The following is a 17,918-nucleotide window of genomic DNA, read 5'->3' on the forward strand; positions in this document are numbered from 1 at the left end:
TTGAATAATTGTCTGAAATGACTCCAGTCTTTATGGGGTCGTTTTTTTATTACGCACACAAATCATTCAAACATCCATTTGAATATATTCATTGACACCTTTCCTGCATGCAATTAAAATATAATCAAACGATCATTTGAATGAGGTGTGGACATGAATGATACTTTAAATAAAGCAGTACCCGATACATGTGAAACATTCTGTTATGATGAAGCGCTGGTCAATCGCATTCAGCCGCGTGTCGAAGAGGTGGCGGGTGTAGAACTGATCTTCAAATCGTTGGCGGATAAGACGCGTATGAAGATTGCCTATGCACTTACTTTGGAAAATGAACTCTGCGTCTGCGATGTGGCGAATATAATCGGGGCGACGACGGCCTCCACTTCCCATCACCTAAGGCTTTTAAAAAACATGAATATAGCGAAAAGCCGGAAGGAAGGGAAGCTGGTGTTCTATTCACTGGCTGATGATCACGTGCACCAGTTGATTTCAATCGCCCTGGTGCACTCAAATGAAGAAACAGTTAAAGAGGAGGCCGGCAGATGAAGCAGGCACTAAAAGAACGTGAATCAGAGAAATCAGCGTGCTGCAGTGGAGGGGCGACAGAAGTAAAAGATGAAAGTGTAGAGGGAGAAAGCTGCTGCTCATCTACTGCAGAAAAGGCTGAAGAAACTTCCAGCTGCTGTTCTTCCACTCCGGAAGCGAGTGGGAACATCTCGAGTTGCTGCGGTTCAGGGGATGACGAAAGTGCTGTGGCTTCAGGGAAAGAATCTGCTGCTCCTCTGAATTCTGTAGAATACCGTATACAGGGGATGGACTGTCCTTCCTGTGCGGCAACCATAGAGAAAAGCTTGAAGAAAAGACCGGACATTGAATCGGTCCAGATCAATTACAGCACCGGAAAGATGACAGTAGCGGCAAATGGAGCAAGCGCTCATGATGAGATTCCAAAACAAGTCCACAAATTAGGTTTTGAAGCCTCGCAATTGTATAGAGGGCGCGGCACTGAAACGTATAAAGTGGAAGGGATGGATTGCGGTTCCTGCGCGATGACCATCGAAAAGCATCTCGGCAAAAATCCGAACGTTGAAGATGTGAAAGTTAATTTTTCCACCGGCAAGATGCACGTCAACCACTCACTGCAGCCGCGGGAGATCATCAAAGAGGTGAAGCGGGCAGGGTTTGATGCCACATTGGAGGAAAAAGGGCAAAGCGAAACTTCTGACATAAAACGAAAAGGTATACCGACGACCACATTATCCGGTACATTCCTGATTCTTGGCTTCATATTATCGTTCACTGGTACGCCAGAAAACATAGTGACGCTGCTTTATGCAGCTGCCATCGTCATTGGTGGAATGAAGCCGGTCAAGAGTGCATACTACGCCATCAAGAGTGGCTCATTGGATATGAACGTCCTGATGGCTTCTGCCGCCATTGGTGCGGCGCTTATCGGCGAATGGTTTGAAGGTGCGATGGTCGTGTGGCTGTTTGTTTTAGGGAATGCCTTGCAGAACAGGTCCATCGAACGGACACGCGATTCCATCCGTGGACTCATCAATTTGGCACCATCGGAAGCGAATGTCAAAAGTGGGGACACCCTTATATCCAAACCTGTAGAAGAGATTGATATCGGCGATGTCATCGTCATCAGGGCGGGCGAAAAGATGCCGCTTGATGGTGAAGTGATGGCAGGTTCTTCGAGCGTCAATCAGGCTCCGATTACAGGGGAATCGCTCCCTGTCGATAAAGGGCGAGGAGATACCGTTTATGCAGGAACAGTCAATGAAAGCGGCTCGCTTGAAGTCACGGTGACGAAATTGGTGGAGGACACGACGATTGCCAAAATCATCCACCTCGTCGAAGAAGCACAGGAGCAGAAAGCCCCGACGCAAGCCTTCGTCGACCGTTTTGCGAACGTATATACACCAATTGTCTTCATTCTTGCATTGCTGGTGATGGTCGGACCGCCGCTGTTTGGATTCGGCACATGGGGCGAATGGCTCTATAAAGGCCTTGCACTGCTTGTTGTCGCCTGTCCATGTGCCCTAGTCATATCGACACCTGTAGCAATCGTTTCGGCAATCGGTAATGCGGCGAAGAACGGCGTGCTGATTAAAGGTGGCACATTCCTTGAAAAGGCAGGAGCCATCCAGGCGATTGCATTCGACAAGACAGGTACATTGACTGAAGGACAGCCTAAAGTGTCCCAAGTCGCTTCTTTCGAAAAAGATTCCGAAGCCCTCCTCAGCATCGCCCGCACGATAGAAGCACATTCCACCCATCCGATCGCCAAAGCGATCATCGACTATGCTGAAGAAAGAAATATCGGCACCAAGCCCGGTGAAGATTATAGGACCATAGCCGGTAAGGGTGCCCAAGCCACGATAGACGGTTTGGAGTATTTTGCAGGAAACCCTAAGTTATTCAGGGAGATGGGTGTACAGCTCGGCAACATGGAGGAACAGATTGACACATTGCAGGCGGCAGGCAATACTCTAGTCGTAGTGGGGACGCGTTCAGAAGCACTCGGCTTGATTTCAGTCACCGATACGATCCGTGATATCACAGTCCGGTCGATAGAAAAACTCAAGAGTATGGGCATGAGCGAAATGGTCATGCTGACCGGCGATAACGAGGGCACCGCAAAGAATATTGCAGGTGAGACAGGCATCGACCGCTATTTTGCAGAATTGATGCCTGAAGATAAAGTTTCAGCTGTGAAGCAACTTCAGGATGAGGGACGCTTCGTTGCGATGGTCGGAGACGGCATCAATGACGCTCCGGCACTCGCGACCGCAGATCTCGGCATTGCCATGGGCGGTGCTGGAACGGACACGGCAATGGAGACGGCGGATATTGTACTAATGGCGGATAACCTTGAACAACTGCCGCACACCATCAGCCTGAGCCAGAAAGCATTGCGAATCATCAAACAGAACGTCTGGTTCTCACTGCTGACGAAATTCGCAGCGCTGGCATTGATATTCCCAGGCGTATTGACGCTGTGGATGGCAGTGTTGAGTGATACGGGCGCAGCACTCATTGTCATATTAAACAGTATGCGTCTGCTCAGACAGAAATAGTTGGAAATATAAAAGGAGAAAGCCGGTGGCTTTCTCCTTTTTGTGTTCAATCATCTTCATTGATCCTGCTGATGCTGCTTTTGGCCAGCCCGACCATCACCATGTCATCCATTGGTGGGTTATGGATGCCGGCGCGCACGTTGCGGTAATGCAGCTGGAGGTCGCTGTCTTCTGACAGGCTCTTTGCTCCGACGACACGCATCGCAAGATCGACAGCATCAACTGCTTTGTTTACGACTGAGGTTTTGACTGCGCCGAGCGTACCACCCATCTCAGCACGCATCTCATCATCACTTTCGTCCCACTGTCTGGCGACGGAGTAGAGGAAATGCTCGGATTCCATCAGCATCAATTCAATGCGCCCAAGTTTTTCCTGGACATTCGGCAGTTCTGAAATGGTGCCTTCAATGCTGTTTGGTGAATAGGACTTGGCGAACTGTACAGCAGAACGCTGTGCGGCCCGTGCGATGCCCAAGTAGCAGGCGGGTATATGGAGGAGCCATCCAGCGGGTTGCTTCTTACCTGGTGTCCGGTAGGATACAAGGTCATCCTCTTCGACTGCCACATTTTCCAACAGGAGATCGTGGCTGCCGGTCGCGCGCATGGCGATGGAATTCCATGTTTCCTCCACTGTGACACCTTCGAGGGCGGTATCGACGGTAAAATTGCCAACCTCGTCACTGCCTTCGATTGTTGCACTGACGATGGCATATTTAAGTATCGGGGACAGTGTGGCGAATGTCTTGCGTCCGTTCAGGATCCATTTGCCATTCTTTTTCTGTGCTGTCGTTTCGGGTCTACCTCCGCGCGTCGGACTGCCGGTGGCCGGTTCCGTAGCGATATTGTTGACTAAGGCCCCATCATTTAAGACATCCTGGACGACACTTCTGTATTTTTCGGTATCCCACGCACGCTTCTCACCGATGTCCATGATGATGCCCATATGCCAACCGATGGCCAGTGCAGTGGCGCCGTCATACCGGGCAATGATTTCCTGGTGTCGCATCAGTTCCTCGATCGAAATGCCTCCGCCGCCATATTCTTTCGGGATGGATAATTTGTGATACCCGATTTCTTTCAACGCTTCAAAATTCTCGAAAGGAAAGCTGATATTTTCATCATGCATCCGTGACGTCTCTTTGAAGCGTTTAGCCGTCTCACGAGTCAGGTCTAAACGGCTACTTTGATCCGATGCTTGCAGTGTATCCATATAATGCGCCTCCTATAAAACATACCTTGAAAATAAGATTTAAATCATCATACCACCATTGTACTTCTCAATTGAATAAAATAAAGCACTTTGCTTATTCTTCCATTTTCTTATCTTGGTGCATACAAATGTTTCCAAGGCACCCTGTCACGAAGACGGAATGTTTGGGAATGGACTGAAATATGATATTATTATCAAATAATACAGACTTTTCAGTAAAGTGGGGATATCATGGCAATCGATCCAAAAATCATAGAAGAAGTAGTGGTGTTCAGGCGTGAACTGCACCGCAATCCAGAGTTGAGCAGCGGGGAGCATGAAACATCGAGGCGGATCCGGCAAAGACTCGATGATATTGGAGTACCGTATACATGGGGGTATGCTGGTACCGGTGTGCTTGGGGTCATTCAAGGGGAGAAGCCCGGGCCGGTCATCGGACTCAGGGCGGATATTGATGCATTGCCTATAAAGGAAATGTCAGGCGAACCATTCTCTTCCGAAAAAGAAGGTGTGATGCACGCGTGCGGTCATGATGCCCATACAGCTATGCTGTATGGCACCGCCAAAAATCTGCTTAATCGAAGAGAAGAAATCGAAGGGACCATCCTGCTGATCTTTCAGCCTGCTGAAGAGCAATCGCCGACAGGCGGATCGCAGCGCATGATGGATGACGGGGTGTTTGACGAGTACAAACCGGAAGTGTTGATCGCCCAGCACGTCTGGCCACAGTTGCCGCCGGGTGAATTCGGTGTCATGGCCGGACCGATCATGGGCAACTCGGATCGCTTTAAGATAAAAGTGACGCGGTCAGGCGGCCATGCTGCAATGCCCCACGACACCACCGATGCCATAGTGGCGACCAACCAGATTGTCACGGCACTCCAGACGATAGTCAGCAGAAATGCAGATCCTTTCGATCCGGCTGTCGTGACAATCGGCAAATTCAATGCTGGATCACAATATAATGTCATCGCTGAAACTGCCTTATTGGAAGGCACGATCCGCACCCAAAGTGCGGCTATGAAGCATAAAGTCAAGAAGCGGTTCTTTGCAGTCGTGGAAAATGTCTCGGCTGCCATGGGAGCAGAAGTCGAAATCGAGTATTTCGACGGGTATCCGGCAACTGTGAATGACCGTAAATGGGCGGATCAGGTCCATACGACGCTTTCTGGCCTATACGGTGAAAAAGCGTTGCCTGTCGTCAAACCGAGTCTTGGGGGAGAAGACTTCAGCAGATTTTTGCAGAACTATCCAGGTGTATACTACTGGCTCGGGAGTTCAACCGGGAACACCCAGAAACCACTTCATAATCCTTCATTCAGATTTAATGAAGATGCGATTCCCTACGGGATAGAAGGCATGACAGAGATTGCCCTGGATACACTCCGGACATTGAAGAAAGACAAGTGATAAAAAATCCCCGACCATCAGCCGGATACATTCGGCTATGGTCAGGGGGAACATTAATTATTTTCGTCTTCGTCTTCACCTTCGTATTCTTCTCGCTGTGCTTTTTCCTTCTCCTTTTCCTTCTCACGCTGCTTTTTGATCTTTTCATGGCGCTGGCGCTGTCTGTAGCCATATGTGCTGTCGAGCACAACCTGCTCGTCTTCGAAAGCTGAGCCGAGTCCCCCAATGAGGGTCGAGATGCTGGCTGCAGTCCAGGCGATGATGAGAAAGTCGAAGATGGCGATGTCACGTGATAACTGGGTTTCGAGTCCACTTGGCGGAACCAGCATGAAGGTCGTCGCCAGAAATAGGATGAGAAGAAGAACATAATACATCATGACGGTTAGGAGTAATGTAAAGAAAGTCGAAGCATTGTTCATTTTGCGTATGAATTTGTTGTTATTTTCATCTTTCTTTTCCCAAAGTTGATGGGCCATGATGATCCATCCGACAAGTGCCAGGATGGCTGCACACATAAGTAGGAACAGTCGTATTACACTGTACTCATCGCTTAATTTCCATAATGTTGGAAACACCAAAGCATATGATCCAGTCGTAAAGGCGATGATCAGTATCTTCAAAAATGATGGGAACATCTTCCATGGCTCATTGGCGAAAACCATACCAGAAATAATGCGGAGCATGCCACTCATGCGCGATTTGACGGTATAGCGGACGGCAACCCCAGCGTCTTCCTCGATGGGCCTTTCACGGATAAGGGGTGAAAAACGTTCGAACAATCGACCCCCGATAAGTTCGCGCGACCCTTTATTGCGCAAAGCATCGTATTTCTGTGGATCTTTCGAGTCGATATATTCCTGTGCCTCTTCACGTGATGAATCAGATGTACCGTAATAGATTTCATTCACCAGCTGCAATATGGCTTCCTGTACCCGTTTCTCCATTTTGGTGAAGCCGAATCCCGGTAGGCTGATGAAGCCGACATTTTTATCTCTCAATGCTTCGGCGACCACTGGTTTCTCGTCTTCAAAAACTGGCAGATCAGTCAAGGCGATGGCGTAATCCCAATCCCCCTGGTCCTTCTTATCCGACACAGCTTCTATGACCTTATATGAATCGTTCGTCCCCCCCGTGAGAATATCCTCCTGATAATCGACATACCACTCATATTCATCTGTAATGTAATATTCGAGCATGCCGGGCAAGTTATCTATAAGGTTCGCACTGACGCGGCCGGCGATGCCAGGTGCTGTGAATAGTGCGATGCTGATCCTCTCCATATATCCAGCTCCTATCATTTAAACATTCTTGTTATTTATATAACCATAATGACAAAAAATATGTTTTATGTATATAAATTTTCGGCTTTTTTCGGGATTGTTCCCATGGCCATTTTACGGAAAGCGGCAATAATAATCCCCCACCCCAGATAAGCTCCAGAATGGGGGCCTACGCCTCATCATTTTAGGTTTTTTCTGATATATTGGATGATTTTACGCAGCTCATTTGGGTGCGGCCGGCCGAATGGGCTCGTCTGTTTCTGCTGATACATCAATCTACCGCCTTCATCCGTCAGGAAATAGGCTGGTTCAGGATGTCTTCCATGATCTTCATAGGGGGCGTCTTCCCCATGGTAATGTATACCATATTTATCGAGGAATTCATAATCATCATCGACGAGCACTGGGAAAGTGAACCCATGATCGTCAATCATTTTCTCTAGATCTTCCTTGTCGTCGTGCGTGATGGTGATCAAATTGATGTTGTGCTTGTCGAAGTAGCTTTTGCTTGATTCGAATTCATCCAATTCTTCCACGCACGCCGGGCACCATGAACCGCGGAAGTACACGATGAGATGCCAATGGTTCCCTTTTTCCGCTAAAACGTCGGAAAAAGTCAATGTTTCTCCTTCTAGCGATTCGAGTGAGAAGTCAGGGAATTGTTCATTCAGTTTAAATTGTGGCATTATTGCTCCACCCCTTTCCATCAATTCATATTACAGGAATCAGGATTGAACTGTCCAACTCTCTGCCTATTGGTTTTTCGATGGAAGAATAGGGTAGAAGTCCATCATCAGATACTCGAGGAGGCAATTATGATGATAAAGGCATTGGTGTTCGATGCGTACGGAACACTATATGATGTACATTCCCTAAAGAAAGCTTGTGAAAAATTTTTTCCGGAAAAGGGGAAATCAATCAGCATAGCATGGCGTAAAAAACAGCTGGAATATTTCTTCCAGCGTCAGCTGATGGGACGTTATCGGCCTTTCGATGAACTTACCGAAGATGCTTTAGTGTTTGCCTGTAAAGCAGAAGGCGTAAAGCCGTCACAGCAGGAAATCAAGACATTGATGGATGCCTATCTGGAGCTCGAATTGTTTGATGAAGTCGAAGATGTGCTTGCTGGATGCAAAGGGGTGCAACGCGTCATCTTTTCGAACGGATCTTCCAATATGATCGAGCCGCTTGTTTCCGGTTCGCAGATCGAACCGCATATCGACAAGATCATCAGTGCAGATGGCGTAAAACAATATAAGCCGGCTGCCCCTGCCTATGCCTATGCCCTTGACCAGCTTGATGTCAACCGAGATGAGGTGTTGTTCATGTCCTCCAACAGCTGGGACATTATGGGGGCGGCAAGTTTCGGTTTCCATACAGCATGGATCAATCGAGGACGCAATCAGCCCGACACCCTGGATATACAGCCTGAGAAGGCTTATACGGATCTTAGAGGCATACTTGAGTGGCTCTAAGCGTAGAAGACACAACAGAAGCAGCCTCATCCAACCGGATGGGGCTGCTTCTTTTCAGATATATATAACTGGAGCAATCCAGTTTAGTATAATTTAGTGGATCCGCCATCGACCATAATAGTCTGTCCAGTGATGTAGTCGGAGTCTTCGCTGGCTAGGAAGACAGCTGTTTTGCCGATGTCATTTTGAGGATCGCCAAGTCGGCGCAATGGAATGGCATTGACCATTTCTTCATATTGCTCAGGATCGCTCTTGCTCCATGCTTCAACACCTTCAGTTTTGGCAATCGGTGAGATGATGTTGACATTGATGTTGTCAGGCCCCCACTCGTTGGCTGCAACCCGAGTCATGCCACGGATGGCTTCTTTGGCTGCTGCATATGCAGTCTGTGTCGGCTGCCCGTTTATACCGGCGCCGGAAGCAAAGTTGATGACCTTGCCTTCACTTTTCTTCAAGTATGGGTGACATGCCTTCATGAAGTGGAAAGTCGGGTAGAATCCCGTATTGAATGACAGATCGAACATATCGAGTGTCGTATCCATCAGCATGGCTTGTTTGGATGCATGCGCATTATTGACGAGGATGTCGATGCCGCCAAATTTATCTGCAACACTGTCGACGATAGATTTGACATTTTCTTCTTTTGAAATGTCTTTGATGATCAACATGCCTTCAGTGTATTGGTTGATTTCCTCGAGTGTCTACTGTCCTTTTTCTTCATTGATGTCCACGATGGCGATGCGGGCGCCTTCTTTTGCCATAGCAAGTGCGATTCCGCGTCCGATTCCGGACGCACTTCCAGTGATGATACCTACTTTACCTTCCAGTCTCATGATCAAGCTCCTTTTAAATGATATTTTTCAACGGTCGTCATCCATCAGATGATGGAGCAGTTTCTTCTGTATGCTGAGATACTCGTTGAGTTCGTCATCGGTGAGTACAGAGTAGAGTGTCTCCCGCATCTTTAGCCCATGTGCATGGGCTTCTTCCAACAAAACCCTGCCGGCGTCTGTTATAACGAGCTTGCTGACACGCCTGTCGTTTTCTTGGGTACAGCGCCTCGCGTATCCTGACTGTATCAGCTTATTGGCGATGCCCGTCATGGCCCCTGTAGTATAGCCGAGGACGCGCGCGAGACGGGAAGGCATCTGGGGGCCTTCTTCATCCAGGCGGTTGAGTACGATGATCTGCGACACGCTGATGTTACGGTTGAATGTCTTCAAGTAATGGACGATCGCCTTATCACTCAGCATTTCTGAAGTATGAATAAGCTCGATAAATGTGGAATGCTTCATGATTGACACCTCCTTTACTTAGAAATTCTTCCTTGGAACCATTGTAGCATAAACTACCTTATAAATAAGATATTTAGCACTAAGATATATATGCAGCAAAAACCGCCTAGTTTATAGGCGGTTTCTACTTTTAGTATTGTGTAAGATACTCATCAAGTTCCCAATCGGTGACTTGCGCGCTGTACATCTTCCATTCAAGCGATTTGTTGTCGTGGAACTGCTTGTATATATGGCTGCCGAGGGCTTCTTGAATGACAGTGTCCTCGTTAAGCGCCTTAAGTGCAGTATAGAGCGTCGTCGGGAGGTCTTCTACATTTTCAACTTCCCTTTGATGCTTCGTCATCTCATAGATGTTTTCATCTACAGGCGTGTCGAGCTCGGTCTCGTTTTTGATGCCGTCGAGCCCGGCATTCAAGATGACGGCGGTTGCGAGATACGGATTGGCGGAAGGGTCGAGGGAACGCACTTCCGCCCGTGTTGCCGCTCCACGTGTGGAAGGTATGCGGAGGAGTGGTGAACGGTTATGTCCACTCCAGGCGATGTAACGAGGCGCCTCAAAGCCTGATTGGATACGCTTATAGGAATTGACAAGCGGATTGCATATAGCAGTATAGCCTCTGGCATGATCAAGCAGTCCGGCCATAAAGTGACGCATTTCCTTACTTAAGCCAAACTCATCCTTCTCATCATAGAAGACATTCTCGCCATCTCTGAATAATGAAACGTTGTAGTGCATACCGCTGCCGGACTGGTTATCGATTGGTTTTGGCATGAATGTGGCATGCAGATTATAACGTCTGGCGACAGTTTTAGCGACAAGCTTGAACGTCTGTATATTATCGGATGTGGTGACTGCATCTGAATATTCGAAACTGATCTCCTGTTGGCCGGGGGCATTCTCATGGTGGAACATTTCAATATCAAAGCCCATCTCTTCAAGTGTGCGCGATATTTCCCGGCGGCATTCTTCACCGTCATCCATCGCGGCTAAGTCGAAATAGCCACCTTCATCACTTGGCTCGGTTGTAGGTTGACCGGCTTTATCCAGTTTGAATAGGAAGAACTCCGGTTCCGCACCAAGGTTGAACTTGTCATAGCCCATCTCTTGCATTTCACTGACTACACGCTTTAAATTCGAACGGGGATCTCCTTCGAACGGCTGTCCATCAATGCAGTAGACATCGCAGATCAGTCTACCGATCTTAGTATCGTCTTGTGACCAGGGGAAGATGACCCAAGTATTCAGGTCGGGCTTAAGATACATATCGGACTCCTCCAGGCGCACAAAACCTTCAATAGAAGAACCGTCGAACATCATTTCTCCATCCAATGCCTTATCCAGGTGGCGGTAAGGAATTTCCACGTTTTTGATGTGGCCTACAATATCAGTGAATTGAAGCCTGATATACCTCACATTTTGTTCCTCAGCCATCTTTAGAATATCTTCCCTCGAGTACTCGGTCATAAAATTAACACACTCCTATGTTATTTGGTGTCGACATTATATTCGACACGCTTCTATACATATTTACCTCGACAGTGGGGTGTCCAAACATTGAGACAGGGTTTCTATCGAATAATTCTGTTGGCTGAAAAAGGGCTTAGGATATTCGAGATGTTATCTTCCCAATCGAATGTTTTTAGAATATTAAAATAAGCATTGTGATGTTCTTTGACATTTGGAATAATGAAACTATTGTCAAAAATCTAACTAAAAGGACGGTGTTTTATGGAAGGTAATAAGAAGAAAGGCCTATTCAACCGCTTCCTCGATATCGTCGAGCGGGTCGGTAACAGACTGCCCGATCCGATTGTATTGTTCATCATACTTATGTTCATTATCCTCGGTGCGTCATTCCTCGGGGGTACAATGAATTGGGAAGCTGAAAACCCGGCAGATGGCGAAACGATCCAGGCTGTGAATCTGCTGAATGGGGAAGGCATCGTCCGCATATTCACTGGCGCAATCACGAACTTCAGTGAATTCCCGCCGCTCGGCATGGTGCTGGTCGTTATGATCGGCATCGGCATCGCCGATAAGTCCGGCTACTTCGAAACAGCAATGAAGCGCGCGATCGAAGTTTCGCCGAAAGCACTCATACTCCCGGCCATCATCCTTGTCGGCATACTCGGCAACGTCGCCGGTGATGCAGCACCGATCATCCTGCCGCCCATCGCGGCGATGGTGGTCATGAAGCTTGGCTACCACCCATTCGTCGGTCTGGTCATGGCTTATGCGGCCTCCCTCGGTGCATTTGCCGCCAACCTTATTCCTGGTATGACAGAGGCGCTGGCGATTGCGTTCACAGAACCTGCGGCCCAGCTGATTGCGCCGGATTATACAGGCAACATACTGATGAACTACTATTTTACGGCAGTCGCAACTTTCTTCCTGCTGTTCATCGTCTATATCGTAACCAAGAAAATCACAGTGCCCCGCCTCGGTACATATGAAGGGGTGGAGACGGCTGATCATCAGCCGCTTGAGAAAAAAGAGATTATAGCGCTGCGTTGGGCCAATATTTCCGCGTTACTGACTTTCATTGTATTCATGGTTTTTCTATTGCCGGAAAATGGGATTTTCCGTAATGCTGAGACTGGCTCAATCATCCAGGAATCTCCTTTTATGGATTCGATCATTTTCATACTGACCATCCTCTTCTTTGTGCCTGGTCTGGTCTATGGAATGAAGGCGGGCACCGTACGGTCGACCAGGGATTTCGGCAGCATGCTCGGCTCGGCGATGGGAACGATGGGAAGCTACATCGTGCTTGTCTTCTTCGCCGCCCAGATGCTCGCTTATTTCAGCTGGAGTAATCTGGGGCCGATCATTGCGATCAAGGGCGCGAATTTACTGGAAGCGGCGAACGCTTCCGGCATCCCGCTCATCATCGGTTTTATCCTATTGGCTGGTCTCGTCAATCTGCTCATAGGCAGCGCTTCTGCAAAGTGGGCGATTCTGGCCCCGGTCTTCGTCCCGATGTTCATGCTGCTCGGTTTCGACCCAGCCTTCACCCAGATGCTCTACCGGATCGGGGATTCATTTACGAACCCGATCACTCCGATGCTGCCGTACCTGCCGCTGTTACTGGCTTTTGCGCAAAAGTACGATAAGGACGCGGGGCTTGGTACTTTGCTGTCAGCGTTGCTGCCATATTCGATCGTATTATTCTTTGCCTGGACGATCCTGCTGATTGTATGGTATTTGATCGGCATCCCTCTGGGTATTGATGGACCAATCTACTTGCCTGAAAAATAAATATCAAGGAGTAAATGGAAATGAATGTCAATCAACAGATAGAAGCAGTTATGGGAGCAGTCAAAGAATGGAGAAGGGAGATGCATCGTCATCCGGAAGTGTCGTTTCATGAGGTTTGGACGAGTGGATACATTGAAAAGGCACTCTCTGAAATGGGGGGTATTGAAGTATCACGGCCGACTGACACAAGTGTCCTCGGCGTGATAAAGGGTGCTCATCCCGGGAAAAAGATTGGCCTCCGGGCGGATATCGATGCGCTTGAGATCCAGGAAGAGCGTGAAGACATCGATTTTGTGTCTGAAAATGAAGGGACGATGCATGCGTGCGGCCATGATGGCCACGCCGCCATTTTGCTCGGGGCAGCAAAAGTGTTGAGCAAAAACGTTGATCAGCTACATGGCACCATCTATCTGATTTTCCAGCACGCTGAGGAAGTGCCGCCGGGCGGGGCGCGCGAAATGGTGGCGACAGGGCTTTTCGATGAACTCGATTTCATTTATGGCCAGCATCTTTTCACACCGATTCCAACCGGCAAGATTGGCATCACCAACGGTGCAGTCACATCCAATTCAGATACTTTTGAGCTTAAGATCCAAGGGAGCGGCGGCCATGCCTCCCAGCCTGAAAACGCAATCGATCCGGTGGTGATCGGCAGTCAGATCGTCGCCCAGTTCCAGAGCATCGTTTCGCGGATTACTTCCCCCTTGGATTCCGTGGTCATCTCTACGACGAAATTCAATGCAGGCACCGCAAAAAATATAATCCCTGATACTGCGATGCTTGAGGGCAGTGTCCGTACTATAGATGGAAATACACGGGAGTTAGTTAAAGAGCGGATGGAAAAAGCCATCGAAGGTGTATGCAGCATGTACAATGCGACGTTCAATTTCACCTTCAACTACGGCTATTCTGCTGTCATCAATAATCATGATATGACAGACCAGGTCAGAGAGATTGCAGTGGCGGAATTCGGTGGAGCCATCTTTGAATATCCGATGGCTATGGGCGGAGAAGATTTCTCGGCTTTCTCACAGAAGATTCCAGGGACATATGCCTTCATTGGTGCAGGCAGCCGCGAGAAGGATATGGAGTATCCCCACCACCACCCTAAGTTCGGCATCGATGAAGACAGTTTCAGCGACGGGGTCAAAATGATGGTCCTTGTCGCCTTGAATATGGGAAAACACTAAAATAAAGCAGCCCCTCCGCACGTCGATGACGCATGGAGGGGCCGCTTTATTTTCGTCAGGAATTCAACTTCTTTGGGAATCCGATGGCGATGGCGATAAGTCCAGAGATAAGCAGCATTGCTGGATAGATGGCGAACGGTATAAGGGCAATGGGTGAAATGCTGGCCAGCCCGGCCGCTGCAAGCATCTGTGCACCATAGGGGATGATGCCCTGGAATGCCGAGGCGAAAATATCGAGGATGCTGGCGGATTTCTTACGGTCGACCCCGTACTCATCAGCAATGTCACGGGCGAGGGGGCCTGTGATGATGATGGAAATTGTATTGTTGGCGGTACTCAAATCGGTCACGCTGACCAGGGTGGCAATGCCGAACTCAGCCCCGCGCCTAGTATGGATCCTGTCCGTAATGAAGTGGAGCAGGTAGTCGATTCCGCCGTAATGCTGGATCAGTGCGATGAGGCCGCCGATCAGTATCGTAATGACGGCAATCTCCTGCATGTTGCCGATGCCCTCGCCGGCAGCGGCGATCAGCGAAGTCACTGTATAGGAACCGTCGGCAAGACCGACAATTCCTGCAAACACGATGCCGCTCAAAAGCACGAGCAGTACATTGACGCCGCTCAGTGCGATGATGAGGACAAGCAGATACGGTAACACCTTAAGTAGGCTGTAACCCCCATCGCTTCCGGCAGTTGCAGATTGGCCGGACGAAATGAACCATAGTATGATCATCGTAATTATGGCACCGGGCAGGACGATCAGAAAGTTCGTCTTGAACTTGTCCACCATCTTCACCTCCTGGGATTGGGTGGAGACGATGGTCGTGTCAGAGATGATGGACAAATTATCCCCAAACATTGCGCCACCTATGACCGTCGCCACAGTCAACGCCAAAGCAAGGTCGGTTTGGCCTGCAATGCCGACGGCGATGGGGACCAGCGCGGCGACCGTACCGGTCGATGTGCCCATCGAGATGGAGATGAAGCATGAAATCACAAACAGGCCGACGAGCAGAAGGCTGCTTGGCAGAAAGGCCAGCCCGAAGTTGACGGTCGAGTCGACGGCCCCCATATTCTCTGCAACTTGTGAAAAAGCGCCGGCAAGCAGGAAGATGATGACCATCAGCATGATGTTTTCCTGTCCGGCACCCCGGGTGAGCACAGCGATTTTATCGTTCAGGCGTTCTTTTGGCTTGAGCAGCATGGCGGCGATGATGGCGATGATCACCGCGACGGTAATCGGCATGGCATAGAAGTCCTGCGCCACGATGCCCGTTCCAAGGAAAAGCAGTACGAAAACGAGCAGGGGCAATAGTGCGAGGGGATTACCGCGGGTGTTTTTTGTCATAATCTATCACTCCAGATGGTTGGTGGTCTGAGAAAATAAAAAGCCCTCTACATATGGAAGAAGAGGGCAATGATATCTCTTCTTATCTTTCAAGCATGATGCTTCTGGAATTGGCACAGTCCCTTGGGTGTTGCCGAGGCTTCATAGGGCCAGTCCCTCCACCTCTCTGGATAAGAAATTTCTCGATTTAATTTTAATCCACTCTACCTTTTTTTAGTTGGAGTGTCAATAGTGTGCGGCTGGAACCATATGATGGGCCCCGGGCCTTCATCGTCTGTTTTTGATGAGCTGTCTGTTCTTTTCCTTGAATATATCGTTATGGGAAGAGACCATGCCTTCTGCCGGCGCATCGGATTGAAGGAATTTCTTGGCGTGGTTCGCGGCTTGTGCCGCCTCTGTAAAACACCCTGCAATGAGGTGTACTTTATCGTCGTAGGTGATCTGGTCGCCACATGCAAATAATCCCGGCACAGGTGTATCGACGATATCATCAGTCAATATCATCTGGTGCTCGTTTAATGGAATTTTTCCCCTTAGCGCGTCGAGGAATGTGCAGTTTGATTCATATCCATGGCTGACCAGGACATCGTCGACATCAATCATGTGGCCGTTGGACAGGCGGACAGCGGCAATTTCCTCTGTTATCTCATCAGGGATGAGGGCGTCGATCTGGCACTGCGGACACATATGGAGATTTTCTTTTTGGTGGAGGGAGGCGATCATCGCCTCGTGCCCCTTCATCTCTTCGCTCCGGTAGACCAAGGTGACGGATGACGCGATATTGCACAGCGCTTCTGCCCAGTCAATGGCAGTGTTGCCGGCGCCAGAGATGAGGATGTCACGTCCCTTGAAACGATCAAGGCGCTTGACTGTATAATGGAGGTTGCTGAATCCACCAGACTCCGCACCTTCGACTGTAAGTTTGACGGGCGAGAAGATGCCCCGGCCGGAAGCGACGATGAGCGTGCGGCTGAATAGCGGTCCTTTGTCTGTAGCCACCTCGAAATAATCCTGGTGTTGATGGATTGCTTCACATGTCGTAGACACATGGATTTCCGGATCGAAAGTCTTTGCCTGATCAATCATCTGCTGGCGGATCTGGTCGGCAGGCGCAGGCGCGACGCCTCCGATATCCCAGACCATCTTTTCGGGATAGATGTTGAGTTTTCCTCCGAGTTCGGGGTGATGATCGATGAGCTGTACGCTCATGCCACGCAATCCTGCATAGAAACTGGCATATAATCCAGCTGGCCCGCCTCCGATTATGAGTGTGTCGGAAATTTTCATAATATTTCACCCTTAGTCATTGAAATTTGCTTCTTGGTCATTTATTATAAAGTCATTGAGAATGATTATCAATATACAGCACTTAAAAATTTGATATAGGCGGGTACATATATGAAGAAAAGGCTTGGATTACTTATGGTTTTCATTGTAATGTTGATGGCAGCATGCGGAGGCGGCACCTCCTCGGAATCAGACTCTAATGGAGAAACATCTGACGCGAAAGAAGAAACTTCAGAATCCGGCATAGAGGATAAAGAAATGGTTTCCTATACGACCGATGCGGGCGAAGAGGTCGAAATACCTGAAGACCCCCAACGCATCGTCATTTTGGCGACGAGCTATTTCGGCAATCTGATGCAGATGGACGCGAACGTAGTGGGCGTGCATGAGCGCGTTACAGAAAGTGAAGTGTTGAAACCTTATACTGAAGACATAGAATTGATTGAGGAAGGAAACGTCGAGCAGGTCATGAGCTTGAATCCTGATTTGATTATCGCCTTCAACTCAGACCAGAACCTCGACAAACTGAAATCTGTGGCACCAACGATTCCAATCGACTATGCGAAGTGGAACTACCTGGATATCCATAAAGAACTGGCAGACATTACAGGTAATCAAGACAAGGCGGAGAAATGGCTGGAAGAATGGGATTCCAAGACGGAAGAAGCCCGACAAAAAGTTGAAGAAGCCGTGCCTGAAGGCGCCACCGCCACAGTCATGGAACAGTTTGCCAAAGACATTTATGTCTACGGTACAAATTGGGGCCGCGGTACAGAAATCATCTATCAGGAGCTCGATATGGAAGTCCCTGAAGCAACTCAGGAAGAAGTAGTGGAGACAGGGTGGAAAAAGATATCGGCTGAAGAAGTGGAGAAATATGCAGGGGATTATATATTTGTCGGAACGGGAGATTCCGGTGCAGATAATGCATACCGCGAAACAGAAGTGTGGAAAAATCTCGACGCTGTTCAAAATGATCAGGTAATCGAATTCGATTCTCCGACATTCTATTACAACGACCCCTATTCACTCGAACACGAGTTGGATGTCATCGTTGAAGAATTGACGAAAAAATGAT

General features: G+C 48.7%; 14 protein-coding genes, 1 pseudogene and 1 riboswitch. Of the genes and pseudogenes, 7 read left to right on the forward strand and 8 right to left on the reverse strand.

Annotated features, from left to right (window positions below; translation table 11 throughout):
- The first annotated feature begins 153 nt into the window (after positions 1–153).
- Both ACFFLE_RS09250 and ACFFLE_RS09255 read left to right on the forward strand, forming a co-directional pair.
- The gene (locus ACFFLE_RS09250; protein ID WP_380570816.1) at positions 154–546 is read left to right on the forward strand and encodes an ArsR/SmtB family transcription factor; all 393 of its coding nucleotides are present in this window, start codon (positions 154–156) and stop codon (positions 544–546) included.
- A complete protein-coding gene (locus ACFFLE_RS09255) occupies positions 543–3,086 on the forward strand; it encodes a heavy metal translocating P-type ATPase (protein ID WP_380570817.1) in 2,544 nt (847 codons plus the stop codon). Before ACFFLE_RS09250 ends, ACFFLE_RS09255 begins: the two co-directional genes overlap by 4 nt.
- A 46-nt stretch (positions 3,087–3,132) precedes the next feature.
- On the opposite strand, the gene ACFFLE_RS09260 is transcribed toward ACFFLE_RS09255, so the two are convergent.
- Positions 3,133–4,296 (reverse strand): acyl-CoA dehydrogenase family protein, encoded by a 1,164-nt coding sequence (locus ACFFLE_RS09260; RefSeq protein WP_380570818.1) that lies wholly within the window; start codon positions 4,294–4,296, stop codon positions 3,133–3,135.
- Positions 4,297–4,527: 231 nt separating this feature from the next.
- On the opposite strand from ACFFLE_RS09260, the gene ACFFLE_RS09265 reads away from it, so the two are divergent.
- Entirely contained in the window at positions 4,528–5,706 is a 1,179-nt protein-coding gene (locus ACFFLE_RS09265; protein ID WP_380570819.1) for a M20 metallopeptidase family protein, read from the forward strand.
- Positions 5,707–5,759: 53 nt separating this feature from the next.
- Here ACFFLE_RS09265 and ACFFLE_RS09270 read toward each other — a convergent pair whose 3' ends face one another.
- Together ACFFLE_RS09270 and ACFFLE_RS09275 are read right to left on the reverse strand one after the other, a co-directional pair.
- Complete coding sequence (locus ACFFLE_RS09270; protein WP_380570820.1) at positions 5,760–6,986, reverse strand: hypothetical protein; 1,227 nt, start codon at positions 6,984–6,986, stop codon at positions 5,760–5,762.
- Positions 6,987–7,165: 179 nt separating this feature from the next.
- Complete coding sequence (locus ACFFLE_RS09275) at positions 7,166–7,672, reverse strand: peroxiredoxin family protein (RefSeq protein WP_380570821.1); 507 nt, start codon at positions 7,670–7,672, stop codon at positions 7,166–7,168.
- A gap of 129 nt (positions 7,673–7,801) precedes the next feature.
- On the opposite strand from ACFFLE_RS09275, the gene ACFFLE_RS09280 reads away from it, so the two are divergent.
- The gene (locus tag ACFFLE_RS09280) at positions 7,802–8,461 is read left to right on the forward strand and encodes a haloacid dehalogenase type II (RefSeq protein ID WP_380570822.1); all 660 of its coding nucleotides are present in this window, start codon (positions 7,802–7,804) and stop codon (positions 8,459–8,461) included.
- Between the two features lie 83 nt (positions 8,462–8,544).
- On the opposite strand, the pseudogene ACFFLE_RS09285 reads toward ACFFLE_RS09280, so the two are convergent.
- From ACFFLE_RS09285 to glnA, 3 genes and pseudogenes are all read right to left on the reverse strand, one after another.
- Positions 8,545–9,294, reverse strand: a pseudogene (locus tag ACFFLE_RS09285) (SDR family NAD(P)-dependent oxidoreductase).
- Positions 9,295–9,321: 27 nt separating this feature from the next.
- Positions 9,322–9,756 carry a MarR family winged helix-turn-helix transcriptional regulator gene (locus tag ACFFLE_RS09290; protein WP_380570823.1) on the reverse strand — a complete coding sequence of 145 codons (435 nt, stop codon included), beginning with the start codon at positions 9,754–9,756 and terminating at the stop codon, positions 9,322–9,324.
- Positions 9,757–9,886: 130 nt separating this feature from the next.
- Positions 9,887–11,221 carry a type I glutamate--ammonia ligase gene (gene glnA / locus ACFFLE_RS09295; RefSeq protein ID WP_380570824.1) on the reverse strand — a complete coding sequence of 445 codons (1,335 nt, stop codon included), beginning with the start codon at positions 11,219–11,221 and terminating at the stop codon, positions 9,887–9,889.
- Between the two features lie 264 nt (positions 11,222–11,485).
- Here glnA and ACFFLE_RS09300 point away from each other — a divergent pair, with 264 nt between their 5' ends.
- Both ACFFLE_RS09300 and ACFFLE_RS09305 read left to right on the forward strand, forming a co-directional pair.
- A complete protein-coding gene (locus ACFFLE_RS09300; RefSeq protein ID WP_380570825.1) occupies positions 11,486–13,015 on the forward strand; it encodes an AbgT family transporter in 1,530 nt (509 codons plus the stop codon).
- A gap of 20 nt (positions 13,016–13,035) precedes the next feature.
- Entirely contained in the window at positions 13,036–14,205 is a 1,170-nt protein-coding gene (locus tag ACFFLE_RS09305) for a M20 metallopeptidase family protein (RefSeq protein ID WP_380570826.1), read from the forward strand.
- A gap of 55 nt (positions 14,206–14,260) precedes the next feature.
- Here ACFFLE_RS09305 and ACFFLE_RS09310 read toward each other — a convergent pair whose 3' ends face one another.
- Together ACFFLE_RS09310 and ACFFLE_RS09315 are read right to left on the reverse strand one after the other, a co-directional pair.
- Positions 14,261–15,553, reverse strand: coding sequence for a Na+/H+ antiporter NhaC family protein (locus ACFFLE_RS09310; protein WP_380570827.1), 1,293 nt, complete (start codon positions 15,551–15,553; stop codon positions 14,261–14,263).
- Positions 15,554–15,632: 79 nt separating this feature from the next.
- A riboswitch (SAM riboswitch) is annotated at positions 15,633–15,730 on the reverse strand.
- A gap of 90 nt (positions 15,731–15,820) precedes the next feature.
- Positions 15,821–16,840, reverse strand: a complete 1,020-nt coding sequence (locus tag ACFFLE_RS09315) for an NAD(P)/FAD-dependent oxidoreductase (RefSeq protein WP_380570828.1) — start codon at positions 16,838–16,840, stop codon at positions 15,821–15,823.
- A gap of 111 nt (positions 16,841–16,951) precedes the next feature.
- Between ACFFLE_RS09315 and ACFFLE_RS09320 the strand changes: the two genes are divergently transcribed.
- Positions 16,952–17,917, forward strand: a complete 966-nt coding sequence (locus ACFFLE_RS09320) for an ABC transporter substrate-binding protein (protein WP_380570829.1) — start codon at positions 16,952–16,954, stop codon at positions 17,915–17,917.
- Position 17,918: the final 1 nt, after the last annotated feature.

The organism is Salinicoccus siamensis (assembly GCF_042429615.1).
GTDB classification, from domain to species: domain Bacteria; phylum Bacillota; class Bacilli; order Staphylococcales; family Salinicoccaceae; genus Salinicoccus; species Salinicoccus siamensis.

Coding starts and splice junctions, on each gene's coding strand:
- ACFFLE_RS09250 (WP_380570816.1), top strand. CDS start 154: ATGAATGATACTTTAAATAAAGCAGTACCCGATACATGTGAAACATTC.
- ACFFLE_RS09300 (WP_380570825.1), top strand. CDS start 11,486: ATGGAAGGTAATAAGAAGAAAGGCCTATTCAACCGCTTCCTCGATATC.
- ACFFLE_RS09290 (WP_380570823.1), bottom strand. CDS start 9,756: ATGAAGCATTCCACATTTATCGAGCTTATTCATACTTCAGAAATGCTG.
- ACFFLE_RS09280 (WP_380570822.1), top strand. CDS start 7,802: ATGATGATAAAGGCATTGGTGTTCGATGCGTACGGAACACTATATGAT.
- ACFFLE_RS09265 (WP_380570819.1), top strand. CDS start 4,528: ATGGCAATCGATCCAAAAATCATAGAAGAAGTAGTGGTGTTCAGGCGT.
- ACFFLE_RS09275 (WP_380570821.1), bottom strand. CDS start 7,672: ATGCCACAATTTAAACTGAATGAACAATTCCCTGACTTCTCACTCGAA.
- ACFFLE_RS09260 (WP_380570818.1), bottom strand. CDS start 4,296: ATGGATACACTGCAAGCATCGGATCAAAGTAGCCGTTTAGACCTGACT.
- glnA (WP_380570824.1), bottom strand. CDS start 11,221: ATGACCGAGTACTCGAGGGAAGATATTCTAAAGATGGCTGAGGAACAA.
- ACFFLE_RS09310 (WP_380570827.1), bottom strand. CDS start 15,553: ATGACAAAAAACACCCGCGGTAATCCCCTCGCACTATTGCCCCTGCTC.
- ACFFLE_RS09315 (WP_380570828.1), bottom strand. CDS start 16,840: ATGAAAATTTCCGACACACTCATAATCGGAGGCGGGCCAGCTGGATTA.
- ACFFLE_RS09305 (WP_380570826.1), top strand. CDS start 13,036: ATGAATGTCAATCAACAGATAGAAGCAGTTATGGGAGCAGTCAAAGAA.
- ACFFLE_RS09270 (WP_380570820.1), bottom strand. CDS start 6,986: ATGGAGAGGATCAGCATCGCACTATTCACAGCACCTGGCATCGCCGGC.
- ACFFLE_RS09320 (WP_380570829.1), top strand. CDS start 16,952: ATGAAGAAAAGGCTTGGATTACTTATGGTTTTCATTGTAATGTTGATG.
- ACFFLE_RS09255 (WP_380570817.1), top strand. CDS start 543: ATGAAGCAGGCACTAAAAGAACGTGAATCAGAGAAATCAGCGTGCTGC.